Raw genomic sequence first — 22,543 nt, forward strand, 5'->3', positions numbered from 1 at the left:
AGTTTTTTTGTTGCACTATATTTTACAATTTATCCTATAAAATAAGCATCTAACCAAAAACGAGTTAAACTTCTTATCCACTCTTCCTGTGAATTAACGAGAATACACCAAAAAAGCCGATGAAGTATAGGTTTTCATCAGCTTTTATGATACGTCCAGATGAGCAATTCGCAATGACTGCTATGAGGCTAAACTTATCCAAGAGCAACAATTTCATCAATTAAATCCTGATCATTCAGACCTGTTACTTGAACAACAACCTCTCTGACTGGTTGAGCTGCTAACATCTGGCCAAGTTTGACACTTTCTTCATCATTGACGTCACGATAATCAAAAACATAACCTACTGTTTTGAGCAGGTTGTCATAGGACAGACCTCGATCCTTGAGCTCGCGAATCGGGCGAATGAAACGTTCATCATAGCCTAGTTTGCGAATCGGAGTCCGAGCTACGCGACTAACATCATCCACGATAAAGGGATTTTCAAAGCGCTGAATGATAATTTTATGATAGTGCTCTAGCTCCTTTTCATCAAAATTCCACTTATCAATCAGGAGACTACGAATTTCAGCCAGAACTGCCTCAATCTGATCCTTGATTTGTGGATTCTGCAGAGCTTCTAAGATTGTTTTAGCACCATAATGAGCCCCAATGTAGGCTGAAGTTGCGTGACCAGAGTTGACTGAGAAGAGCTTGCGCTCGATGAAAGGCTCCAAATTTTCTTCATAGTGAACCTTATCTAAACGCAGATCCAGATTTTTTATGCGGCTAGTCTCCACTACCCATTCATTAAAAGGCTCTACGACTACAAAAAGTGGATCTTCATGGCTTTGAGCCGGTACAATCCGGTCAACCGCAGCATTAGGGAAACCAATATATTTTTCAGCAAATGCCATACCTTCTGGACTTAAATATTTTTTGACTTCCTGATAGAGGAATTGGGAACCACCAATCATATTTTCACAGGCCAAGACATCCAGAGGTTGTGTGTTCCCAACAGCTTGGCGGGCTTCAATTCCCTTAGCCAGAAGCTCCGCAATAAAGGGCAATATATTAGGCCCGATAGCAGTTGTCACAATGTCTGCCTTTTGAATAGCTTCAACAACTTGCTCTGGATGCTTCTTGCTATTGATACCAGTGACATTGGCTACCTCAATATGGGGCTGACCCTCTTGAGCAATTTCAATCTCATATTTGCCCTGCTTATTTAGAGCTTGAATAATATCGTCATTGACATCTACAAAGTCAATATGGAAGCCATTTTCAAACAAAATTTCACCGATAAAGCCACGGCCAATATTTCCGGCTCCAAAATGTACTGCATGTTTCATTGAATTTCTCCTTTGAGTTGATATAGTCGTTTAATTTATCTTTTCTTACTTTATTTCTCGTAGTGTTATAGTAGCTAATAATTTCTTGTGGAATCTCAATTTAGAATCTCCGAACTATACTTTGAACTATCTACACTAGCTGCTTACCATTGCCCTATTCTAGGATTAGATAGTTTCCCAGATTAATTCATTGTTAGAAAATTCCAACTGCATGAACTGAATAGCTTATTCGGCACCGTCCAACAGACGAATGACTTCTTCTTCAGACTGAGCATCTGCTAGCTTGATTACATTGTCCACATCGGCACAGAAGATAGAAATCTTCTGGATAATTTCCAAGTGCTCGTTGCCAATGCCAGCAATGCCAAAAAGAACTGTTGCTACTTTTGGATCGTCTGCATTGCCAAAATCAACTCCTTTTGGTACTTGAACGACTGTGATACCAGACTGAAGGACAGCCTTTTTAGCTTCATCAGTCCCATGGGGGATAGCAATGAAGTTGCCCATATAAACAGATAGTTCTTCATCACGATTAATCATAGCTTCAATATAGTCTTCAGTGACAAAGCCACTTTCATAAAGAACCTTTCCACAGAAGCGGATAGCTTCTTCTTTGTTAGAAAATTTCTCATTGAGTTTAATCAAATGTTTTTCAAGTTTCATCTTAGTTCTCCAATTTCTTGATTTTTTCATTAAATATGGTGTTGAGCAACTGATAAATGATGGTCTGATTACCAGTCTTATAAATCTCTGTATAGAGATGATTTTCAATAATAGACTGGCTGATAGTCGTCATCAAATCTCGCATTTCCTCACTGGCATCTGCAGCTGTCAGCATGAGTAGACAACGGCTGACTCTCTCCCTCTCCCTCTTCATGGACAGAGCAGTAACAGACTGTCTGAGCTCAAATATGGTAAAGCTACTGGTCGTCACCTTGCTGGACTGGGTATGCAAGAGGACCAAACCCGTATTTGGAATAGCCATAGGACTGGTTTCAAATCGGGACAGCAATTTTTCGACGAGATAGGAGTGGTCATTAACCTGAGACATCTGACTAATAATCTGTCTGATAGTTCCTTCAAAACTTTCTGGATTTGCTAGAGGAAGCAGGTGAAAATGGTTCAGTATCTGACTGCTAGCTTTTAGATATGCCTGAAGGTCATAGTTGACATCCTGAATCAGATCTTCTCTGGCCACTACTGTTCGATTTTCCTGAACATACTGGAGTTTTTCCTGCAGTTCCAGCAATTCCTTAACTGTAGGAAAGCTGGAAATTACATCAATTTCTTGATTTCCCAATGGTTTAGTTGCCAAAAGATAATCATACTGGCTGCTGTCTAGATTATCATAGTTTGCCAGAGACTGGATATCCACCCATTCCACAAAGGGAGCCACACTCTTAATCTTAGCAGCCAATAGATTCCGAGTTACCCGCCGCTCATCTGTCAAAAGTAGGATACGGATGGGATAAATCTCTGGACTACGACCCAAGCTAGAGATAAAATGGAGTGCAATCATTCCATATTCGTAATCTGTGTGCAGATACTTAGGGAAAATATCATTAACCAAAAGACTGACAACCGTGTGAAGAAATTTGTTTCTCTCAATCAAAAGCTGGATAGACTCAGGAAGATTCTCATCTGGGAAAAGAATGGGAATACCTAGACTGAGCCGAATATGGTGGAATAGGAAATTAAAGAGTACCTTGTCCTTAAAGAAATCAATCTTAGTGTACATGGAAACTGTGTCAATCAGATTGGAAATATTGTAGAAGAACTCACCATCAAACTTTTCCGTAAAGAGAGGATTGTCCTGCCTTTTGATAATCAGCTCATCCAAAACACTAGCATAATAGATAATATCATGAATACTGTAAAAATGGATAGTCTGCTTGGAATAGTCCTGAAAGATTTTCTGAGAGATTTCCAAAGCCTGCTTACTGGTATTAGGAAGATTTGAAATATTTTGCTCCTGACCAAGCAAAGATAACAAGATAGCAAAAAACATCTTCATCTTGACATCCATGTCTGGAAAATCCGTAAAATAGGTTTCAAAAATCCGACTGGCCTGCTGAGTTCTCTTCACATCTAAGATATCAAAACTGCCGAAATTTCCAGCTGAAAAGTCTGCTACTGAGATAGAGTTAGTCAATAAAATCGCTAAAAGCCGTCTCTTACAAACCGAATCTCCAGAAATCCTATATCCCTTCTGACGCTCAATCTTCAGATCAAAATCCAAGAGTCGCTTGTCAATATCTGCAATATCCTGAATAATGGTCACATTGCTGACTTTCATAGACTCTTGCAGGGACTCATTGGTGATGAAATCCTCTTCCGTCAAAAGGCGATAGGTAATCAATGTTAATCTTTCCTGTTGACTGTATTCAACCACAACTTTCAAATCTGTTAGTAAATCATCCAAATTGCCACGCAGAAAATATTGCTTGCCTTTTTTTATGATTTGAATCCCTCGCTGATCCAAAGTTTCGGTCAGTTCAGCCAAGGTTCGGTAAATCGTTCTAGAAGAAACTTGCAAAATTTCAATCATGTCTTGCATTGAAAGCTTCCCTACATTTAGGAAAGCCTTCAAAAGTTGTTCTTCTCGTTTTGTTAATAGCATGTGTTATTTACAAACCTCTAAATTCTATTTGTACATCCTAGCAACCATCTTATCATATTCGGGTGTTGTCACTAAGCTATCCACAATCAAAAATTGAGAATTTGGTGCCGCCTGTTGGACTTCTGCTTGCAAGGTAATCGTTGTCACAATTACGATATTCTTAGCATTGTATTCACCTAATTCTGAGATAGCTACTGTAGAGACCGGAATCCGAATATCTTTGTTTTTAAAGATTGCCCGAATCGTTTCACAACCCATAGTTGCAGATCCTTCAGCTTTGCCATAAGCCACTACTACAGCATCAATATGATTTAGGTCAATCTCTTGAGTAGTTGAAGCAACTGATGTCTCAACTGCCGCTGGAGTGCTGCCTGTCAAAGAAGCGACTATTTCATCATAGCGAGGAGAAGCTAAGAAATTATCGACAGAAACGTGGATGGCACTCGGTGTTTTACCTTTAGCTCTTGGAGTCAATTCTTCTTGAGTGACAATCAGAGTTTTAGGGGTATCAACCAAGTTAGAGATGGCCTGATTGGAGACCGGAATTCCCAGACCTGCTTTTTTAACCTTATCGCGAAGAATGCTAGCTCCCATAGCAGAGCTTCCCATACCAGCATCACAGGCAAAGATAATTTTTTCTACTGAGTCTATTGAGATATTAGCATCCACAGCAACTGGAACTACCTGACCTTTAGACTGAGCCTTGGCCGCCTGAGTAGCTGCCTGAGCAGCTGCTAGTGAATCTTCAGTAGACTTATCTGCACGAAGTATAAACACTGCTACTAAGAAGGAGACTACAGCTGCCACCAAAACTCCTAAGAGAACATTGAGGTGAGGCCAAACACCTTTTGGTGCCATAGCCATAATAGCAATGATAGAACCTGGTGAAGCTGGAGATTTAAGACCAGCGTCTAAAAGTTGGAAAGTGAAGGTTCCAGATACACCTCCGGCAATAGCAGCTAAAAAGAGAGCCGGTTTCATCATAACATAAGGGAAATAAATCTCATGAATCCCACCGAAGAAGTGGATAACCATAGCTCCCCATGAAGAAGATTTAGCTGCTCCCTTACCAAAAAGAGCGTAAGCTAGGAGAATACCCAAACCTGGTCCGGGATTGGCTTCCAAGAGGAAGAGGATTGATTTACCAGCTTGAGAAACCTGTTCAGCTCCCAGCGGTGTGAAAATTCCGTGATTAAGAGCATTGTTAAGGAAAAGCACCTTAGCTGGATCAATGATGATGTTAGCCAAAGGTAGAAGGTGGGCGTTGACAACAGTCTCAACCCCCTTTCCGACTGCACCTGTCAAAACAGATACAACAGGTCCCACAGCATAGAAGGCCAGCAGCAAAAGTGCAAAACCAATCAATCCAGCCGAGAAATTATTGACCAACATTTCAAATCCTGGACGAATTTTTTCCTGAAATTTTCCATCAAATTTTTTAATGGTCCAACCTCCCAGAGGACCCATAATCATGGCTCCAATAAACATAGGAACGTTAGAACCAGTGATAGCACCTACAGTAGCAATGGCACCTACAACGGCACCTCGCTGGCCATGAACGATATAGCCACCCGTGTAGCCAATAAGAATCGGTAATAAATAAGTCAGCATAGGGCTGACAATGGCAGCCAACTGTTTATTAGGTAGATACCCATCAGCGATAAATAAGGCAGTCAAGACTCCCCACGCAATAAAAGCCCCGATATTAGGCATTACCATATTTGAAAGTGAAGTTCCCAGTTTTTGAACTTTGACTTTCAATGATGTTTTTTCTTCCATTAGAATAGTCCTCCTTTTCTCTTATAACTAGTATACGCAAAAATGAAAGCGCTTAAAACTAAAGCTTTGGCACAGATTTTGTGACAAAAACTTAATCTTTAGCACTAAAATATTTTTAAACTATTCTTATCATATGACGCTCCGACTATCAGTCCTGCTTATAAATATAAAAATAGGTGGCAACACCCTAGAAATATGTTCTCAAGTCTTACCCCTATTTTTCACTTATACGAAATTATTCTACTGTAACAGCTTTAGCCAGATTACGAGGTTTATCAACATCCAGTCCACGATGGAGAGATGCAAAGTAGGCGATTAGCTGAGTTGGAATGACCATAGAAATGCTAGACAGGTATGGATGAACCTTGTTTACAACGATATCGTCTCCCTCTTTTTCCACACCTTCTTCGACAATGGTTAAGGCATTGGCACCACGGGCTACCACCTCCGATACATTACCACGAGTATGAGAAGCCACGGTTGGATTGTCAGAGATTAGGGCGATGACAGGTGTTCCATTTTCAATCAGGGAGATGGTTCCGTGCTTAAGCTCTCCAGCTGCGAAGCCCTCACATTGGATATAGGAAATTTCCTTGAGCTTAAGACTAGCTTCCATGACAACAAAATAGTCCTGACCGCGTCCGATGTAAAAAGCATTACGAGTTGTCTCCAGAAGACCTCGAACCTTTTCTTCAATCAATTCTTTCTCAGAAAGAGTCGACTCAATAGCCTGAGCAACAATAGACAGCTCGTGAACTAAATCAAAGTTCTTAGCCTTTTCATTACCATTGGCTTCACCAACTGCCTTAGCAAGAAATGCTAAAGTCGCTACTTGTCCTGTGTAAGCCTTAGTAGACGCTACCGCAATTTCCGGTCCCGCATGTAATAGCATAGTGTAGGTTGCTTCGCGGGACAAAGTTGAACCTGGAACATTGGTTACAGTCAAACTTGGAATTCCCATAGCATTTGCCTTAACCAAAACCTGACGACTATCAGCAGTTTCACCTGACTGACTGAGTAAAATAAACATTGGCTTTTTACTAAGCAATGGCATTGCATAACCCCACTCAGAAGCAATGCCCAGTTCTACCGGTGTATCGGTTAGTTCTTCCAACATATTTTTAGATGCAAAACCAGCATTATAGGAAGTCCCAGCCGCAATGATATAAATGCGATCCGCTTCCTGAACTGTCCTGACAATTTCTGGATCTACCAGCATATTTTGATCCCCATCAGAGTAGGTACCAATCAACTTACGCATCACGGTCGGTTGCTCATCAATTTCTTTCAACATATAGTAAGGATAAGTGCCTTTGCCAATATCTGATAAATCAAGTTCCGCAGTATAACTATCGCGCTCAATTGGATTCCCGTCATAGTCCTGCACTTCTACGCTGTCAGCGGTCACAATTACCAGTTCTTTATCATGAATTTCCATGTATTCGCTGGTTTCACGAATCATCGCCATAGCATCCGAACAGACCATATTGTAGCCTTCTCCCAGGCCAATTAAGAGCGGTGATTTATTTTTCGCCACATAGATCACGTCTGCATCCTCTGCATCCATTAAAGCAAAAGCATAGGAACCTTCAATGATGTGGAGCGCTTTTTTAAAAGCATCTAGTACTGAGAATCCGTCTTCTTCAACGAATTTTCCAATCAAGTGAACCGCAATTTCTGTATCTGTCTGACCCTTCAAATCATGTTCAGCAAGATACGTATTCTTAATATCTAGGTAATTTTCGATAACACCATTATGCACTAAAACAAAACGTCCAGTTTGAGACGTATGCGGATGCGCATTGCTTTCACTTGGTTTTCCGTGCGTTGCCCAACGTGTATGCCCAATACCAGCCGTTCCAGCTACATCAATCCCTATTTTTGAACGAAGGTCGGCAATACGACCAACCGATTTGACTAAGCTAGATGTTTTCCCATTTGTCACAAAAATTCCCGCTGAATCATATCCCCGGTATTCTAATTTTTCTAGACCCTGCATTAAAATATCTGTTGCATTCCGATTTCCAACAACTCCGACAATTCCACACATACTATTTTTTATAGCAAATAACTTTCAAAAATTTGCTATTTCCTCCTTTTGTTTTTAAATTGGTATAGTCTAATAACAGCTATATCAAATAAGCTAAACCAGTATATACTTTTATTGTGAATTTGTCAACAAGAAAATTGGTATAGTTCAAAAAGAAAGTATAGAGGAAATCAAAAGACTTTTAAACAGCTCATTCTCCTACCTGTACGGTTGATTCAGACATTTTTATTCACATTTTATGTTCCAGGAGCATTAGGTAATCACTTCAACAATCTTTTTTCAAACTAAAAATGAAAATGAAAGAGAGTGAGACAGACAGCCATGAGTGCTGCGCACTCATGGCTGTCTGTCTCAGCTTCTCTTCTTAAATATTATGACTTGTAAATTCCAAGTTTTATTTTTGGTTTTTGAATCGCTCAACATCACGTGCAATAACTAATTCTTCATCTGTAGGAATGACAAGCACTTTCACCTTAGCAGCATCACTTGAGATAATCCCTTCAGCTCCACGTACATTTTTTTCCGGTAAAATATCGCAACCAAACCAAGATAGACCTGAAATAACAGCTTCGCGCACCTCATCAGAATTTTCTCCGATGCCAGCTGTGAAAATAATCGCATCCGCACCATTTAAAACAGCAAAATATTGACCGATATGTTTTTGAATGCGATCAACAAAAATGTCAAAAGCCAGTTTACAATTATGATTACCCTCATGCATTCCTGCAATAATGTCGCGCATATCACTTGATGTTTCAGATACTCCTAGAAGCCCAGACTGTTTGTTTAAAATATAATTGATGTCTTCTGGTGTATTAAAATCTTCTGTATGCTCTATCAAATAAGGAATAATCGCCGGATCAATATCCCCTGTGCGAGTTCCCATCATCACGCCACCTAGCGGAGTAAAGCCCATTGAAGTATCTACAGAAATTCCTTTATCAACCGCTGTAATAGAAGCGCCATTCCCAATATGACAAGTAATTAGCTTCAACTCTTCAAGTGGCTTGCCAAGCGCCTTTGCTGCTTCCTTGGCAACATACTGATGGCTTGTACCATGAGCGCCATATTTGCGAACCTTGTTCTCCGTATAGTACTTAGTCGGTAATGGATAACGATAGGCTTTTTCTGGCATTGTTGTATGGAAAGATGTATCAAACACAACGACACTTATAATGTCTGGCAACAATTCTTTAAAGGCACGAATTCCTGCTGCATTTGCTTTGTTATGAAGTGGTGCAAGAAGCGCTAATTCTTCTACTTTTTGAATCACTTCTTCGCTATCAACAAGCGCAGATTCTTTAAAGTATTCACCACCTGCAACAACACGATGACCGACACCTGTGATTTCTTCATAGGATTTGATAATACCAAAGCGCATCAAGTCATCTAACAAAATTTTTACAGCTTGCGTATGATCATCAATATCTAAAATTTGCTTTTCTACACGACCATCAAATTTGACTGTTGAAATGGAGTCCTTGAGACCAATCCGTTCAAGCAGCCCTTTGGCAATAACCTTTTCAGCTGGCATTTCGTATAATTGCCATTTTAGACTTGAACTTCCAGCATTAATTGAAATTGTTTTTGACATAAATTACCTCTTTTAAGCGTTTTCATTTATTATATCAAAAACTTGTTTAAATTTCACTTTCTTGGCTCCAATTTTGAAACTTTTCGCTAAATGTCAATAAATCCGCTTGATTCTGCAAATCAGATAAAGCATAAACAAATGGTTGGACAGCTTGTTCATCTTGCTTTTTCAGTACAAAAATTGTTTTAGCGTATGCTGCATTTCCAAAAAGAGACTCTGGTAACGCAATCATTGCAACTATTTGTGCATGCTTTTGTAGCCATTTCTTCAATAAATCACTTTGCGAACTAGTCAATAAATCATTTGGTGCAAGGAAAATAGCATAACCGCCTGATTTGAGATACTTGAGCGATTGTTCCATTAACAAATGATGAGCATAGGTATGATCCTGTGTACTAGCCACTTCATAGCGCGCCGCAATGCTATCATCAGGATAAAAGCCAACTGGTAAATCGCTAATAATCACATCGCTTTCTTTCAATACTTGCGGGCGTACTGCGTCACCTTGCACAAAACTAACTTTTGCGTCCATCACATCTGCGATACTGGCTGATATATCAATTAACAGATCGTCCAATTCCAGCCCTAGATAATCCACATTTTTTTGTGTATTATTGAGAATCGTCTCAGCTAAATTCCCCATTCCGCTACCAATTTCCAAAATATCAATGTGTTCTTTTTTACTCAATTGGTCAATGAGAAAAGTTAAGATAAACCCGATAGAATCTGGAGTAAATTGATGATTGGCTTGCAAAGGCTCTGTTTGAGCTGCTTTCATCAGCAAAAATTGGTAGGCTCGGCGCCATTCCTCTTTACTTAATTTCAACGCTTTCAGTTTTTCATTGTTCTGCCGAACACTATCTAGTTCAATATCCCCGTCCAGATAGCTGCCATTTTGCTCTATCAAAGCATCATAAAAGCTCGTTAAAAGATCATTTTGGATTTCTTGGACATTTTCTAACAAGAGCGTATAGGCCTGTTCAATTTTTTCAAAATTCATAGCATCCTCCGCTCCCTATCATACCAAAATTTAGCTTTTTTTGCGAGTGTACTCTGTTGCACATACATCATTTATTTATTCAATTTTTTATCCATCTGCTTTTCTTTTTTAGCCGAAAAAGAAAATTGATAACGGTGACCAGTCTTCATTGTTACTGTCAGGATGAGCTCTTTCTCACTCTTTTGGTCTTGGACATACCCTTTATCAAATTCCCTTTGCTTAGAATTTTCGTTGGCTAGAAGAGCCATTGCATAAGCCTGTGTTCGTTCTCGGTTTAGGGTGAAATTTCTATGATTAGCAGTTTGACGCTGAAGGTAAAATTGCAAAAGCAAGCTAAAAACTGCCGCCATAAAGAGTGCATAGAGCATAATGCCCGCTTTAACTTTCTGTTTCCACACGATAGACAAACTCCCTTTCCAATCCTCGCCTAAACGTCAGTCTAACATAAATCAGCTCATTTTTCTGTGAGATTTCTGCTTTTTTTACATCATAAACCATCGGCTGGTAACCTTTCCCATTCGCATTGGTTTTTCTGAAATCCTGTCCACTTGACTTTCCAAATGCAATTGCCCTGCCGTCCTGTTTCATATATAAACGATTATTCTCCACCTTTTCAAATGAAGAACGAGCCAACTCTGCTTCTAGTTGATCAGCAAACAAAAGCCATTCTCGTTGTTCACTATGTTGCCGGGCTTGAACTTCAAAAGCCAGAAGACGCGTCATTGACTGAAAAAGCAGCACACTTCCGCTGAGTACAAATAAGACAATCAGAGCCTCTAAAAGGGTAAAAGCTTTCACTTTATTTGCCTTGAACACCGAGAATCAGCTCCTTCCCATGATAAATTTGAATACCTTGTTGACTTGTTTCAACACGCACTTTAATACCGTTCATTGTCAAATGGCTTTGCTTTGTCTGCAAAGCCATTTTAGCTACCCTTAAAACTTCTTCTTCTCTAAGCAAGTCATTTTCTGCTTTTCGAGACTGGTGAATTTGTCCCAACAACAGGGTCACAATTGTCACAAAAACAGCCAAAGCCAGCAGCGCCTCTAATAAAATCGTTCCTTTAACGTGTTGTTTTCTTAAATTTCCCATTTCCTAGATATAATTGATACGTAATTGTCTGCTTTTTCGTCTGAAAGACAATCTTTCCGAGCGATGAATTGCCACCAGCCTTATCAAAATGAAGCGTCAAATCTTCTGGCGCTTGAATCGAGCGAGGAACTACCAAATGGTTGTAACCATTTGAAATCCTCTCACGAGAAAAATTCATGTCCAGCTGACTTTGAGCTGAGCTACTCAACTTCTGACTTTCCCGATAAAAATGCTCAAACTCCAGAAAGAAAATCTGCTCTTCCACCTGTTCAAAAGAAGAACGAACAGAGCCCGACACCGCAAGCAATAAGAAACTCGTTATAAATAATGTCAGCAAACTTTCCAAAAGCGTAAATCCCTTAATCTGCAACAGAACGAGCTTCTTTTGTATGTTTCGCATAGTAAGCCTTATAAGATGCTGCCTGCTTGTCTGTAATCGTTCCTTCGTTGACTAATTTTGAGAGTGTCGCTTTTTCATTGGTGTGATTGACCTCAAACAGCTCTGCCTGGCTTTCCACAACTTTTACCACCGCTGCATTTCCTTTTTCCGTTACAGCTTCTTTTTGCTTGGTCAAATTCGGTACAAATAAGAGCATCAAAACACTGATGATAAGAAGCACGACTAACATTTCTACTAAAGTAAAACCTTTAACCTTCAAACTTTTTAATTTTTTCATAATTGAACCTCCATATTTTGATAAATTGGCAGCAACATGGCTGCATACAACAATACAATCATTAAAGCCACAAAGACAAACACTAGTGGTTGAATGACATTCATCGCTTGATGAACACGTTTAAAAAATGTCTCCCATGTTTTTTGGGCATAAACTTCTAATTCACACCCCAATTTGGATTTTACTTCACCGTATTCGATCATCAAGCCCAATTCCTTTTTAAAAAATGGATATGTTTTAACTCTTTGCGAAAATTCCTGACCATTTTGCAGCGCAACTTCTAAATCTTTTCCAATTTCTTGAAACATAGCAGAGCGTTGTCCTTGCATCATCTGAAAAATCTGACTGAGTTCTAAACCTTGACCAATCATATTCCCCCATTCTCTCGCATAATAAGCTGTTAAATAGGTTTGAATAAAAGCGCCCAAAAAAGGAAGGCGAGCTAACAAACGAAATACTGCTATTTTTGAGCTTTTTTGAAACCAATAAAAACCTATCGCTAACAAAACAAAGACTACCCCTAATGAACCCAGAAAAAGTTGCGGCAAATTACTGATAATCTGAGTTGCTATATTTTGACGATCGAGTTGCGGGAGTAAATAATTACGTAATCCCAGCATAATGAATATCAAAAAAACAAACAAAATAAAGGGATAAGTCGCCACTTCAACCAACTTCTTCTTAATTTTTGAGATATTTTCCAAGTATTCCTCAATCTTACTCAGGCTGAGTGAGAGATTTCCGTGTAATTCTGCCAGCGAAAGCTGTGTCACCACGTTATCTGAAAAACCTAAGCTTGCCATAATGTCCGAAAAAGGCTTTCCTGTTGACAACTCCTCTTTCATCCTGTCCACATAGACTTCTTCTAACAAGGCACTTCGCTTCAAAAAGTCGATAATTTCTGCCAAATGAAAGCCACTAGAAAAAAGATTATTCAGCAACTCTACGACCTTTTTCTGCCTAACTGTGGATAATTTTTTCCGCTTCTGCCTGCTCAAGATTGATATGTCCTGCTGCATGAAGCTGATCAATCTGCCTATTCCAATCGATTGGCTCGTGTTCTTGATACTTCTCACTGACAAAATCCACTATTCCTCCTTTCGCAATTAAGCGTTGGTAACAAATCCCTTGTAAGACAACTTTCAGCTCGGCTTCTGTCACTCCCAACTCCAGCAACCGTTCATAGACACCTCGTACGCTTTTAGCATGAATAGTTGAAAAAACAGTCATTCCCGTTAAGCTAGCTCGAACAACTGCCCTTGCTGTCTCTGCATCACGAATCTCTCCGATAATCAATAAATCTGGTCGATGCCGAAGAGAAAGTTTAATCAAACTTTCATAAGTTAAACCAATCGCTTCGTTCAGCTGCAGCTGTAACATCCCTGCTTGTTTGATTTCAACCGGATCTTCAATTGACATGATTTGCTGATCGGCAAAACGCTCTTGAGCCAACTGGTGCATGAGAGTAGTTTTACCACTTCCTACCGGTCCCGAAAAAAGATAAAGCCCTCGTTGTTTGAAGCGTTCTTTTAACTCTGGGATTTGAGCAAACCAAAACTTCAACTCTGCCTCTTCATCATGCAATAAACGAATCACCAGACTTTCGTATCCACGATAATCCCCTACTGTTGATAGTCGTAATGACGTTTTCTTATCACCATATTGATAATCACAAGAACCTAACTGGCTTCTACGTTTTTCGCCGACATTCATCCCAGCAGTAAACTTAAAATGACTAATTACTGCTGCCATCTCTTCAAATTCATAATTGCGTATAAAACGGCGTTCATCTCCAATTCGCATATACAACTCGTAAACATTTTCCTTCGGAACAAAATAAATGTCCTGTGCTCGTTCTTCCTTAGCCTGACAAATAATAGCCTGTGCAATGTTTTGAACCATATCTCCTCCTCACTTTATATTATTCGCAGAAGAAAATAAAAAAATGATGAAAAATCACCATTTTGTAAATTATTTAAACGTTAGAGAGAAAGCACGGTGTTCCTCTTCACTATTTTGTTTATTATAGCCCGGTCTCCATTTCTCTTTAGGAATGACACCATCATTTTCCAATAAAGCGAGAGAATGGTATTGCTGGACAGAATCACTACATTCTTCACACCAGCTCAAATCTTCTGCATCCCAAAAAATGGACATTAAATCACTTCGACTTTTATAGAAAGGAAAAGCAGCTACCAACTTCAGCCATTGGCGCTTATAATACTTTAAAGCAGTATAATAGTCATCAAAATGTTGTATAGATACGATATTAGCTTCCCAGTCATCAAAAAACCACCAAGGCTCATCTTTGCCATACATTTCAATCACACAATACACCTGCTTCACCTCCCTTTGTTCTGTTTATTATATCGGAAATGCTAAATTTTTTAAACAGATATGCTCTATTATACAAGTTTTTCGCCATTTGCTCAAAAATGTAGAAAAAGTGGCATTATTTTGATTAGTACTTTTTCATTCATCAGATAAGAAAACGAGACTTTTTCTAAGCCTCGCTCCCAATTTATTAATACAAATCAAGATAGTTGTCTACTTCCCATTGGGAAACAAAAGTGGCATAGCTTGCCCATTCGATGCGTTTTGCTTCTACAAAACTTGTATAAATATGGTTCCCAAGTGCAGCTTTTACAACTTCATCTTCTGTCAGTGCTTTCACCGCATTATGTAGAGTAGAAGGAAGGTCTGTAATACCCGCTTCTTTGCGCTCTTCTGCTGTCATGACATAGATATTTTCTTCAATCGGAGCAGGTGCTTCAATTTTATTTTCAATCCCATGAAGTCCAACTTCAAGAAGAACCGCCATAGCAATATAAGGGTTAGCCATTGGGTCAACAGAGCGCAATTCCAAACGTGTTCCCATACCGCGTGAAGCTGGCACACGAACAAGCGGAGAACGGTTCCGTCCTGCCCAAGCAATATACACAGGAGCTTCATAGCCAGGAACCAAACGTTTGTAAGAATTGACAGTCGGATTCATGATAGCTGTATAATTGTAAGCATGTTTAATCAACCCACCAAGGAAATAATAGGCCGTTTTTGATAATTGCATTCCCTTTGGATCTTCTGGATCAAAGAAAGCATTTTGACCGTCTTGATTAAAGAGCGACATGTTACAGTGCATACCTGAACCAGCAATACCAAATTTTGGTTTTGCCATAAAAGTAGCGTACAAACCATGCTTGCGGGCAATTGTCTTAACAACCAGCTTAAACAACTGAATCTTATCACAGGCACGGAGAACTTCATCGTATTTAAAGTCAATTTCGTGCTGACCGATAGCTACCTCATGGTGACTGGCTTCTACTTCAAATCCCATTGTTGTAAGGACATTAACGATTTCACGGCGAGTATTGTCAGCCAGGTCAGTCGGAGCAAGGTCAAAATAGCCACCCTTATCATTCACTTCAAGAGTCGGATCGCCATTCTCATCGAGTTTAAATAGGAAAAATTCTGGCTCAGGACCTAAATTAAAGGATTTGAATCCTAATTCTTCCATGTGACGTAAAGCGCGTTTTAAATTTCCACGTGGATCCCCTTTAAAAGGTGTTCCTTCCGTCGTATAGACATCGCAAATCAGTCCTGCGACACTTCCGTTTTCATCTCCCCAAGGGAAAACAGTCCATGTATCCAAATCAGGATAAAGGTACATATCTGACTCATTGATACGCACAAAACCTTCAATGGAAGAACCATCGAACATCACTTTGTTGGACAAAACTTTATTCAGCTGTTCATCTGTCGCCGGAATTTCGACATTTTTCATCGTTCCCAAAACATCCGAAAACATCAAACGGATAAAGGTAACATTTTTTTCTTTCACTTCGCGACGAATGTCAGCTACTGTAATTGACATGAGTATCTCCTTATAAAATTTTAAAAATTGATGTTGGTCAATGCATACGACCAAATGGTGGAAGGGAAGAAGCAAAGCGACCTTGTTGCAAAATATCGTTATGAAGGGCTCGACGAACGTCTTTCTCGCTCACTGGCTTTTTATATCTCGCTTCGCGCTCAGCATATTTCCGTTTAATAGCAGCAATATTGTAACCTTCTGAAATGTAATCTTTAATCTCCAACAAGCGATCCATATCATTTAATGAATACATGCGGCGATTTCCTTCATTTCGATCAGGCTTAATCAATTCTTGATCTTCATAATAACGAATCTGACGTGCTGTCAAATCCGTCAATTTCATAACACTACCAATGGGAAAAACAGCCATATTGCGACGAAATTCTTTTTCCTTCATTGCAAATTCCTTTCTTATGCTCTATTATAATCTGAAAAAATTTCTATGTCAAGAACTCATGTTATATTTTCTAACATTATTCTTTGCTTTTTAATTTCAATACCTTCCGCAAGCGATCCACATCAGAATTGACCAGCATGGCAACGAAAACTCCCATGAAAGTCTCAAAGACACGTGCAAATACATACAAAACTGTCTCTCCTGTTGGAATAGATAAAGTAATAATCAGCATGGCAGAAACACCACCAATCACTCCCGCTTTGTTGTTCATAGCAACATTTGTCATAATCGTTAACATCGTACAAATAGGAACGACCAGTAAGGTCACCCAAAACTGTTCATGAAACAGGTTATTGATGAGAAAGAAGAGCAAGGCATACAAACCACCAATGCTATTCCCTAAAATACGAGAGGTTCCAAAATGGACGCTTTTATCAAAATCTTCGCGCAAACTGAAAACAGCTGTCAGAGCACCAATCTGCAATCCTTTCCAACCAAAAAGCCCAAAGACAAGAAGAACAAGAAAAACCGCGACCCCCGTTTTAAAGGTTCGCATTCCTAATTTAAATTTCGACTTATCAAACTTATACTTCTTAAAATAACCCATTCATGCATTTCCTTTTACCTTTATTCTAACATATTTTAGAGAAAAGATAATAATGATTACAAGAAATGAAAACAATTTCTTTTCATTCTAAAAGGTTGAAGCTTGTGCCACAAATCCTAACTGCAACCTTCAAGTACTGCTGTGAGCAATCAGCTACTGCAGTCATCATTTATGATGACATAAATTTGAGACTGGAAATTTTTTGTTCCAGTCTCCTTTAGAATTATTGTTCCGTAAGTGCTACAAGAGCTGGCAGTACTTTATCTTTACCTCCACTGATTTTCTTAGCTCACTTCGTTTCGCAGAAAATCTAGCGTGTGCACTAGAAAAGAGCTGACATCCAGCTCTTTTCATCTACTTATAGCGTAATAGCTGAATGGCAGTTCACTTCGCTAAGCTCGTGACCAACCTATTCAGCCTTGCAGGGTTCAACTCTTCCAGTGGATGAGTTGAAGTTGTCCCCTAAAAATCAGAAATGACACTCAACGAAATCATAGATTTCTGACTGACCGCCTTATTTTTCTGTAAGAGCAGCCAATCCTGGCAATACTTTACCTTCAAGAAGCTCCATGCTTGCGCCTCCGCCTGTAGAAATCCATGAGAATTTGTCTGCACGACCAAGGTTGATAGCTGCCGCTGCTGAGTCACCACCACCGATAATAGATTTCACGCCTGGTTGTTTTACGATAGCATCCATGACACCGATTGTACCAGCTTGGAAGTCAGGATTTTCAAAGACACCCATTGGACCATTCCAAACAACTGTTTTCGCACCAGTCAATTCTTGGTCAAACTTAGCGATTGATTTAGGACCGATATCAAGACCTAAGAAACCTGGGTCTACCGCTTCACCTTCGGTGTCTTTTACTTCAGTATAGTCCGCAAAAGCATTGGCTTCTTTTGAGTCTACTGGCAAAATGAGTTTACCGTTTGCTTTTTCAAGGAGAGCTTTTGCAATATCTAATTTATCTTCTTCTACAAGTGAGCTACCGATTTCGATACCTTGTGCTTTGTAGAAAGTATACGTCATACCGCCACCGATAAGGACTTTATCAGCTTTTTCAAGAAGATTTTCGATAACACCAATCTTGTCTGATACTTTAGAACCACCAAGGATGGCTACGAATGGACGAACTGGATTTTCAACAGCTTCTTTGATATAAGCAATTTCGTTTTCAAGAAGGAAACCTGCAACTGCTTTCTCAACGTTTGCTGAGATACCTACGTTAGATGCGTGAGCACGGTGAGCTGTACCAAATGCATCATTTACAAAGATGCCGTCTCCAAGGCTTGCCCAATATTTACCAAGTTCTGGATCGTTTTTAGATTCTTTCTTACCGTCAACATCTTCAAAACGAGTGTTTTCAACAAGAAGAACTTCACCATCTTTAAGGGCATTGATAGCTGCTTCAAGATCTGCTCCACGAGTTACTCCTGGAAGGAAAGCAACATCTTGACCTAATTTTTTAGCTAAATCATCCGCAACTGGTGCAAGAGATTTTCCTTCTTTATCAGCTTCTTCTTTCACACGTCCAAGGTGAGAGAAAAGAATAGCACGTCCACCATGTTCAAGGATATACTTGATTGTTGGAAGAGCAGCTGAGATACGGTTGTCGTTTGTGATAACTCCGTCTTTAAGCGGCACATTGAAATCAACGCGAACAAGGACTTTTTTGCCTTTCAATTCAACGTCTTTAACAGTAAGTTTTGCCATGTTACAAAAACTCCTTTTTCTATTTTATACGAAACTATTATATCATATTTTCTAAAAGTTTTCTTGATATAAAGAAAGTTTTCACAAAATAATTTGACTAAAATATGAAATCTAAATAATAAAGAGCCGAGAAGGCTCGACTCTTTATTATTCTACTGGAGTGGTTTCTTCCACAGGTTCTGTTACAGTTGTATCTTCGATAATTTCAACTTCATTGACAGCTTGCGGTTCAAGGTTACGGTAACGAGCCATACCTGTACCAGCTGGGATAATTTTACCAATAATAACATTTTCCTTGAGACCAAGCAAGTGGTCTTTCTTACCACGGATAGCCGCGTCTGTAAGGACACGAGTGGTTTCTTGGAAGGAAGCAGCTGACAAGAAACTGTTTGTTTCAAGAGATGCTTTAGTAATTCCCATGAGGACTGGACGAGCAGTCGCAGGAACTCCTCCAGAGATAACCACATCTCGGTTAGCATCAGTAAAGTCTGTGATATCCATGAGTGTACCCATGAGAAGATCTGTATCTCCTGGATCCATGACACGCACTTTGCGAATCATCTGGCGAACCATTACCTCAATGTGTTTGTCACCGATTTCTACCCCTTGGCTACGGTAAACTTTTTGTACTTCAGCAAGCAAGTAAGTTTCAACAGACAAGACATCACGAACAGCCAGCAAGTGCTTAGGCTGGATAGATCCTTCTGTCAGAGCAGCGCCACGAGAGATTTTATCCCCTACTGTTACTTTCATACGAGCTGTAAATGGTACTACATATTCCCCTTCACCAGTTGCACCTTTAACAAAGACTTTCTTAGTCCGAGTAGAAGCGTCTTCTTCAATTGCAGTTACTTCGCCTTTAACTTCAGTAATAACTGCTTCCCCTTTCGGATTGCGGGCTTCAAAGATTTCTTGAACACGAGGAAGACCTTGTGTGATATCGGTATTAGACGCAACACCACCCGTGTGGAAAGTACGCATTGTAAGCTGTGTACCAGGTTCACCGATAGATTGAGCAGCAATCGTTCCGACCGCCTCACCGACTTCAACCGCATCGCCCGTTGCCAGGTTGATACCGTAACAACGACGGCAAACTCCATGACGTGTATTACATGTAAAGACAGAGCGAATAGTGACTTCTTCGACACCAGCGCTAACAATTTCATGCGCCATATCTTCTGTAATTAATACATCTGGACCAACGATGATTTCGCCTGTTTCAGGATGTTTAACAGATTTCTTCGTATAACGACCAATCAAGCGTTCTTCTAATGGTTCAATCATTTCTTTACCATCAGTAATTGAGCGGATAACAAGACCACGATCGGTTCCACAGTCGTCTTCACGGATAATCACATCTTGCGCCACATCAACCAAACGGCGAGTCAGATAACCTGAGTCAGCTGTTTTAAGGGCTGTATCAGTCATCCCTTTACGAGCACCGTGAGTAGAGAAGAACATTTCCAAAACAGACAAACCTTCACGGAAGTTAGATAGAATAGGTAATTCCATGATACGGCCATTAGGAGCAGCCATCAAACCACGCATACCAGCAAGTTGTGAGAAGTTAGAAATGTTACCACGGGCTCCAGAATCCATCATCATAACGATTGGATTCTTAGGATCTTGGTTGGCAACCAAACGTTTTTCCAATTTTTCACGAGCTGCACGCCATTCAGCAGTAACTGCATTGTAGCGTTCATCGTCTGTAATCATACCACGGCGGAATTGTTTGGTGATTTGTTCCACACATTTGTGAGACTCTTCGATAATTTCTGCCTTATCTTCAACAACCGGAATATCAGCAATCCCTACTGTCAAGCCTGCTAACGTTGAATGATGATAGCCGAGATCTTTCAGACGGTCAAGGAAAGCAGATGTTTCAGTTGTACGGAAACGTTTGAAGATTTCAGCAATGATATTCCCAAGATTTTTCTTCTTGAATGGTACATTTAATTCTAGCTTACTGATAGCTTCTTTGACATCTTGACCAGGTTCTAAGAAATACTTAGCTGGCACACCTTCTGCCATGTTTGAAGCATTTGGTTCTTGCAAATATGGCAATTCATCTGGCATGATATCATTAAAAAGAATCTTACCCACTGTTGTCAAGAGGATCTTGTGTTTTTGATTTTCTGTCCATGGTTTGTTTAAACTATCCGTTGCAATCCCAACACGCGTATGTAAGTGAACATAGCCATTACGGAGAGCCATTACAGCTTCATCACGGTCTTTAAAGACCATTCCTTCTCCTTCACGACCAGCTTCTTCCATAGTCAGGTAGTAGTTCCCCAAGACCATATCCTGTGAAGGGGTTACTACTGGCTTCCCGTCTTTTGGATTGAGAATGTGTTCGGCTGCCAGCATGAGAATCCGTGCTTCTGCTTGAGCTTCTTCTGACAAGGGCACGTGGATAGCCATTTGGTCTCCGTCAAAGTCGGCATTATAAGCCTCACACACAAGTGGGTGCAAACGAAGAGCCTTCCCGTCAATCAAGACTGGCTCAAATGCTTGAATTCCTAATCTGTGAAGCGTCGGTGCGCGGTTAAGGAGCACTGGGTGTTCTTTAATCACATCTTCTAAAATATCCCAGATGCGTTCATCATTCCGTTCTACCAAGCGCTTAGCAGCTTTGACATTTTGCACAATATCACGCGCGACAATTTCACGCATGACAAATGGTTTGAAGAGTTCAATAGCCATTTCACGTGGCACACCACATTGGTACATCTTGAGTGTCGGACCAACTGCAATAACCGAACGTCCTGAGAAGTCAACCCGTTTACCCAGCAAGTTTTGACGGAAACGACCTTGTTTTCCTTTGAGCATGTGGCTCAATGATTTGAGCGGGCGGCTACCTGGTCCAGTAATAGGACGACCACGACGACCATTGTCAATCAAAGCATCAACCGCTTCTTGCAACATCCGCTTTTCATTTTGCACGATGATTCCAGGAGCATTTAGTTCCAAAAGACGTGCTAAACGATTATTCCGATTGATAACACGACGGTAAAGGTCGTTCAGGTCAGAAGAGGCAAAACGTCCACCGTCCAACTGAAGCATTGGACGTAAGTCTGGCGGAATAACTGGCAAGATGTTTAAGACCATCCATTCTGGCTTGTTACCAGATTTTTGAAAGGCATCTAAAACATCCAAACGACGAATAGCCTTGACACGTTTTTGTCCAGTTGCCGTTTTTAATTCATCTTTGAGCTCTGCAATTTCTTTTTCCAAATCTACTTGTTTCAAGAGATCTTGAATTGCTTCAGCACCCATTTTTGCAACAAAGGAGCCTTGACCATATTCACGTAAGCGTTCACGATACTCCCGCTCCGTCATAATGGATTTGTGCTCAAGTGGTGTATCTTTAGGATCAATCACCACATAAGCTGCAAAATAGATGACTTCCTCAAGGGCACGAGGGCTCATGTCCAAGGTCAAGCCCATTCGGCTTGGGATTCCTTTAAAATACCAAATATGAGAAACAGGTGCTTTCAACTCAATATGTCCCATACGTTCACGACGAACTTTAGTACGAGTTACTTCAACACCACAACGGTCACAAATGATTCCTTTATAACGAATCCGTTTATATTTTCCACACGCACATTCCCAGTCTTTCGTAGGACCAAAGATGACTTCATCAAAAAGCCCTTCGCGTTCTGGTTTTAGTGTGCGGTAGTTAATTGTTTCAGGTTTCTTCACTTCTCCATAAGACCAAGAGCGGACTTTACTAGGAGAAGCTAGGGTGATTTGCATACTTTGAAAACGATTTACATCAACCACTATTTCTTACCTTTCTTTATTATC

Annotated in this window: 20 protein-coding genes; all 20 read right to left on the bottom strand. The window is 40.1% G+C overall.

Annotated elements, in window-relative coordinates; translation table 11 throughout:
* Window positions 1-194: 194 nt before the first annotated feature.
* A complete protein-coding gene (locus HMPREF2876_RS07010) occupies window positions 195-1,331 on the bottom strand; it encodes a mannitol-1-phosphate 5-dehydrogenase (RefSeq protein ID WP_024053119.1) in 1,137 nt (378 codons plus the stop codon).
* Between the two features lie 225 nt (window positions 1,332-1,556).
* Complete coding sequence (locus HMPREF2876_RS07015; protein ID WP_024053120.1) at window positions 1,557-1,994, bottom strand: PTS mannitol transporter subunit IIA; 438 nt, start codon at window positions 1,992-1,994, stop codon at window positions 1,557-1,559.
* A gap of 1 nt (window position 1,995) precedes the next feature.
* The gene (locus HMPREF2876_RS07020) at window positions 1,996-3,951 is read right to left on the bottom strand and encodes a BglG family transcription antiterminator (RefSeq protein WP_024053121.1); all 1,956 of its coding nucleotides are present in this window, start codon (window positions 3,949-3,951) and stop codon (window positions 1,996-1,998) included.
* A 24-nt stretch (window positions 3,952-3,975) separates the two neighbouring features.
* The gene (locus HMPREF2876_RS07025) at window positions 3,976-5,730 is read right to left on the bottom strand and encodes a PTS mannitol transporter subunit IIBC (RefSeq protein WP_024053122.1); all 1,755 of its coding nucleotides are present in this window, start codon (window positions 5,728-5,730) and stop codon (window positions 3,976-3,978) included.
* Window positions 5,731-5,965: 235 nt separating this feature from the next.
* Window positions 5,966-7,780 carry a glutamine--fructose-6-phosphate transaminase (isomerizing) gene (gene glmS / locus HMPREF2876_RS07030; protein WP_024053123.1) on the bottom strand — a complete coding sequence of 605 codons (1,815 nt, stop codon included), beginning with the start codon at window positions 7,778-7,780 and terminating at the stop codon, window positions 5,966-5,968.
* Between the two features lie 394 nt (window positions 7,781-8,174).
* Window positions 8,175-9,374: an acetate kinase gene (locus HMPREF2876_RS07035; RefSeq protein ID WP_024053124.1), complete on the bottom strand. Its 1,200-nt coding sequence runs from the start codon at window positions 9,372-9,374 to the stop codon at window positions 8,175-8,177.
* Window positions 9,375-9,420: 46 nt separating this feature from the next.
* A complete protein-coding gene (locus tag HMPREF2876_RS07040; RefSeq protein ID WP_024053125.1) occupies window positions 9,421-10,374 on the bottom strand; it encodes a class I SAM-dependent methyltransferase in 954 nt (317 codons plus the stop codon).
* A 71-nt stretch (window positions 10,375-10,445) separates the two neighbouring features.
* Window positions 10,446-10,772: a competence type IV pilus minor pilin ComGG gene (gene comGG / locus HMPREF2876_RS07045; protein WP_257360478.1), complete on the bottom strand. Its 327-nt coding sequence runs from the start codon at window positions 10,770-10,772 to the stop codon at window positions 10,446-10,448.
* Window positions 10,753-11,190 carry a competence type IV pilus minor pilin ComGF gene (gene comGF / locus HMPREF2876_RS07050; protein ID WP_024053126.1) on the bottom strand — a complete coding sequence of 146 codons (438 nt, stop codon included), beginning with the start codon at window positions 11,188-11,190 and terminating at the stop codon, window positions 10,753-10,755. Before comGF ends, comGG begins: the two co-directional genes overlap by 20 nt.
* On the bottom strand, window positions 11,174-11,467 hold the full coding sequence (comGE, locus tag HMPREF2876_RS07055; RefSeq protein ID WP_024053127.1) for a competence type IV pilus minor pilin ComGE: 294 nt from the start codon (window positions 11,465-11,467) through the stop codon (window positions 11,174-11,176). The genes comGF and comGE overlap by 17 nt, the downstream gene beginning before the upstream one ends.
* A complete protein-coding gene (gene comGD, locus HMPREF2876_RS07060) occupies window positions 11,439-11,867 on the bottom strand; it encodes a competence type IV pilus minor pilin ComGD (protein WP_024053128.1) in 429 nt (142 codons plus the stop codon). The genes comGE and comGD overlap by 29 nt, the downstream gene beginning before the upstream one ends.
* Entirely contained in the window at window positions 11,827-12,144 is a 318-nt protein-coding gene (comGC, locus tag HMPREF2876_RS07065; RefSeq protein WP_003028473.1) for a competence type IV pilus major pilin ComGC, read from the bottom strand. Before comGC ends, comGD begins: the two co-directional genes overlap by 41 nt.
* The gene (gene comGB, locus HMPREF2876_RS07070; RefSeq protein WP_171021869.1) at window positions 12,141-13,163 is read right to left on the bottom strand and encodes a competence type IV pilus assembly protein ComGB; all 1,023 of its coding nucleotides are present in this window, start codon (window positions 13,161-13,163) and stop codon (window positions 12,141-12,143) included. The genes comGC and comGB overlap by 4 nt, the downstream gene beginning before the upstream one ends.
* Entirely contained in the window at window positions 13,105-14,046 is a 942-nt protein-coding gene (gene comGA, locus HMPREF2876_RS07075) for a competence type IV pilus ATPase ComGA (protein ID WP_024053130.1), read from the bottom strand. Before comGA ends, comGB begins: the two co-directional genes overlap by 59 nt.
* A gap of 69 nt (window positions 14,047-14,115) precedes the next feature.
* The gene (locus HMPREF2876_RS07080) at window positions 14,116-14,481 is read right to left on the bottom strand and encodes a DUF1033 family protein (RefSeq protein ID WP_024053131.1); all 366 of its coding nucleotides are present in this window, start codon (window positions 14,479-14,481) and stop codon (window positions 14,116-14,118) included.
* Between the two features lie 187 nt (window positions 14,482-14,668).
* Window positions 14,669-16,015 carry a type I glutamate--ammonia ligase gene (glnA, locus tag HMPREF2876_RS07085; RefSeq protein ID WP_024053132.1) on the bottom strand — a complete coding sequence of 449 codons (1,347 nt, stop codon included), beginning with the start codon at window positions 16,013-16,015 and terminating at the stop codon, window positions 14,669-14,671.
* A gap of 37 nt (window positions 16,016-16,052) precedes the next feature.
* Entirely contained in the window at window positions 16,053-16,412 is a 360-nt protein-coding gene (locus HMPREF2876_RS07090; RefSeq protein ID WP_003070793.1) for a MerR family transcriptional regulator, read from the bottom strand.
* Between the two features lie 76 nt (window positions 16,413-16,488).
* Entirely contained in the window at window positions 16,489-17,019 is a 531-nt protein-coding gene (locus HMPREF2876_RS07095) for an FUSC family protein (RefSeq protein ID WP_070241503.1), read from the bottom strand.
* A gap of 514 nt (window positions 17,020-17,533) precedes the next feature.
* The gene (locus tag HMPREF2876_RS07100; RefSeq protein ID WP_070241502.1) at window positions 17,534-18,733 is read right to left on the bottom strand and encodes a phosphoglycerate kinase; all 1,200 of its coding nucleotides are present in this window, start codon (window positions 18,731-18,733) and stop codon (window positions 17,534-17,536) included.
* 147 nt (window positions 18,734-18,880) lie between these two features.
* The gene (gene rpoC, locus HMPREF2876_RS07105) at window positions 18,881-22,519 is read right to left on the bottom strand and encodes a DNA-directed RNA polymerase subunit beta' (RefSeq protein ID WP_024053135.1); all 3,639 of its coding nucleotides are present in this window, start codon (window positions 22,517-22,519) and stop codon (window positions 18,881-18,883) included.
* Window positions 22,520-22,543: the final 24 nt, after the last annotated feature.

Source organism: Streptococcus sp. HMSC073A12, assembly GCF_001812815.1.
Classification (GTDB): Bacteria; Bacillota; Bacilli; order Lactobacillales; family Streptococcaceae; genus Streptococcus; species Streptococcus vaginalis.